This window comes from Tardiphaga sp. (assembly GCF_028290785.1).
GTDB lineage: Bacteria > Pseudomonadota > Alphaproteobacteria > Rhizobiales > Xanthobacteraceae > Tardiphaga.
Genome location: NZ_JAQGJD010000275.1, coordinates 1 through 3,215 on the forward strand (window position 1 = coordinate 1; position 3,215 = coordinate 3,215).

The 3,215-nt window shown below is 66.3% G+C and carries 3 protein-coding genes; 2 read left to right on the top strand and 1 reads right to left on the bottom strand.

The window, feature by feature from the left end:
* Window positions 1–166: 166 nt before the first annotated feature.
* Window positions 167–1,264 (top strand): histidinol-phosphate transaminase, encoded by a 1,098-nt coding sequence (locus JWR89_RS16760; protein WP_299718105.1) that lies wholly within the window; start codon window positions 167–169, stop codon window positions 1,262–1,264.
* The gene (locus JWR89_RS16765; RefSeq protein ID WP_299718107.1) at window positions 1,261–2,199 is read left to right on the top strand and encodes a prephenate/arogenate dehydrogenase family protein; all 939 of its coding nucleotides are present in this window, start codon (window positions 1,261–1,263) and stop codon (window positions 2,197–2,199) included. Before JWR89_RS16760 ends, JWR89_RS16765 begins: the two co-directional genes overlap by 4 nt.
* A 195-nt stretch (window positions 2,200–2,394) precedes the next feature.
* Here the strand turns inward: JWR89_RS16765 and JWR89_RS16770 are convergent.
* Window positions 2,395–3,215 (bottom strand): DUF2125 domain-containing protein (locus JWR89_RS16770; RefSeq protein WP_299718109.1); only part of this gene is annotated, 821 nt, incomplete at its 5' end.

Consider the following 3,215-nt stretch of genomic DNA (forward strand, 5'->3'; position numbering starts at 1 on the left):
TCGATCACCGGTACGACGAGCCTGGCCAACATCAAGGCGGCGCTGATCGAGGCCGGCGCCTCCGTGCGCTCCACGGCCCTCGTCGGCAGCCACGCAACCCGCTATACGGTGCCGGCCTCCGGCGCGCCGCGTTCCTGAAGCATCGATCGATAATCTGGAGTTGAAGATGTCCCGCCCCGTGCCTAAACCCGGCATCCTCGATATTGCGCCTTACGTTCAGGGCAAGAGCCCGGTGGCCGAACCCGGCCGCAAAATGTTCAAGCTGTCGGCAAATGAGACGCCGTTCGGCCCCTCGCCACGCGCCAGGGAAGCCTACGCCGCCGCTGCTGCACATCTCGAGGATTATCCGGAGGGCACCTCACGCGTGCTGCGCGAAGCGATCGGCCGCACCTTCGGCCTCGATCCCGCTCGCATCGTCTGCGGCGCCGGCTCCGACGAAATCCTCAACCTGCTGGCGCATGTCTATCTCGGCCCCGGCGACGAGGCGATCTCGACGACCCACGGCTTCCTGGTCTATCCGATCGCCACCGCGGCGAACGGCGCCACCAACGTGGTCGCCAAGGAAACCGACTTCACCTGCAACGTCGATGCGATCCTGGCCTCGGTCTCGCCGCGCACCAAGCTGGTGTGGCTGGCCAATCCGAACAACCCCACCGGCACCTACCTGCCTTTCGACGAGATCAAGCGGCTGCGCGCCGGCCTGCCTGCGCATGTGCTGCTGGTGCTCGACGCCGCCTATTCCGACTACGTGTCGCGCAACGACTACGAGGTCGGCTTCGAGATCGTGGCCACCACCGAGAACACGGTGATGACGCACACCTTCTCCAAGATCCACGGCCTTGCCGCGCTGCGGATCGGCTGGATGTTCGGACCTGCCCACATCGTGGACGCCGTCAACCGCATCCGTGGCCCGTTCAACGTCTCCGCCCCGGCGATGCTGGCTGCCGTGGCCGCGATCGAGGATCACGCCCATGTGCAGATGTCGCGGGAATTCACCGAAACGTGGCGCAACTGGCTGACCGAGGAGATCACCAAGCTCGGCATCGCGGTGACGCCGAGCGTGGCGAACTTCATCATGATGCATTTCCCGACAACCCCCGGCAAGACCGCGGCCGATGCCGACGCGTTCCTGACCAGCCGCGGTCTGGTGCTGCGCGCCGTCACCAATTACGGCCTGCCAAACGCGCTGCGCATGACTATCGGCACCGAGGAAGCCAACCGCCTGGTGGTCGAGACCCTGCGCGAATTCCTGGGTCGGAAATGACCGCTACGCCGCCATTCAAGCGTATCGCGCTGATCGGGCTGGGCCTGATCGGCTCGTCGCTGGCGCGCGGCATCCAGCAACTCGGCCTCGCCGGCGAACTGGTCGCCACCGACCATTCGCCGGAGGTGCGCGCCCGCGCGGTCGAGATCAAGCTCGCGGACAGAATCGCCGACGACAACGCCAGCGCGGTGAAGGACGCCGACCTGGTGATCGCCTGCGTGCCGGTCGGCGTCTCCGGCGCGGTGGCGCAGAGCATCGCCGCACATCTGATGCCCGGCGCGATCGTCTCCGACGTCGGCTCGGTCAAGGCTTCGGTGTTGCGCGCGATGGCCGAGCATCTGCCGGACAACGTGCACTTCATCCCGGCGCATCCGGTCGCCGGTACCGAAAACTCTGGCCCCGATTCGGGCTTCGCCGAGCTGTTCAGCAACCGCTGGTGCATCCTGACGCCGCCGGACGGCGCCGACGCCGCCGCCGTCGAAAGACTGGCGCAGTTCTGGGGCGCGCTTGGCGCCAATGTCGAGATCATGCAGGCCGAGCACCATGACCTGGTGCTTGCCGTCACCAGCCATCTGCCGCATCTGATCGCCTATACAATCGTAGGCACCGCCGACGAGCTCGAGGACGTGACTCGTTCGGAGGTGCTGAAGTTCTCTGCCGGCGGTTTTCGCGATTTCACCCGCATTGCAGCGTCCGACCCGACCATGTGGCGCGACGTGTTTCTCGCCAACAAGGACGCGGTGCTGGAAATGCTCGGCGCGTTTCAGGAAGATTTGTCGAAACTCACCCGTGCGATCCGCCGCGGCGAGGGCGACGTGCTGTTCGACCACTTTACCCGAACCCGCGCCATCCGCCGCGGCATTGTCTCGATCGGCCAGGACGAAGCGGCCGCGGATTTCGGCCGCAAACATGCGGCGTTGAAGAAGGTGGAGTAGCGAGACTTCGCCGGAGCGCCTCTTTCTTCTTCCCCTCTCCCCTTGTGGGAGAGGGTGGATCGAACCGCGAAGCGGTTCGAGACGGGTGAGGGGTGCCTCACGCTCCGTCGCCAAATACCCCTCATCCGACGCGGACTTTGTCCGCGCCACCTTCTCCCACAAGGGGAGAAGGAAGAAAGAGCGGGCGCTTCTTCTTTAAAACAGCGGCGGGATCTGCGCGACTTTCAGCGAGCCCAGCAATACCGCGCCATCGACGAATTTCAGCGGGAACGCGCGCGCCTTTTTGCCCTCGAGCACGGCTTCGGTGCCGAGCGAGTTGATGCCGGCGGCGACGCCAACATTGGCGTTCTGCCGCGCCAGCTTGCCGAGCCCGGGGATCGCGCGATCGAGCGCGCCGAGCAGGTTGTTGACGTCCCCGCTCTTCACGCCGGGCGCAAAGCGGTCCAGCGCGGCCTGCGGCACGCCCATCTCCAGCAGCTTGTCGATGCCCAGCGCCGGGATCACTTTTTCCAGCCCGGCCACCGTCATCTGCAATTCGCCGTCAAGATTGCCGGCTGCCGTAAGGCCGAGCGAGCCGGTCGCCAGCGAGATCACCTCGCCCTGCTGCACCCGCGACTGCACGATCTCGACCCGGCCGCCAGCGGCCTGCAACTCGCGAAAGCGTTCCGGCCACGGCTTTGGCGAAACATCTTTCAAGCCGCTGAGCAGCGTGCGGATATCGGCATCGAACGGCGTCTCCAGCAGCGGATGCACCCCGACGATGCTGCCGCCGGCGAGCTGCAGGACGGATTCCAGTACCGGCTTTTCCGGCGTAGAGCCCGCCGCGAGCCGGCCGTGCAGCTCGGCATGCTTGGCGCGCACGGTGGGCGCCTGCACCGCGCCGACCACACGGTCCACCGAGGCGTCGTCGAACACGATGTCGGCGCTCTCCGGCGTACCCGGCAATCCGATGATGCTGCTGCGCGCGGTCGACCAGTTCACCACCATGGCCGGCTGGCCGCGATCCGACAGGATCG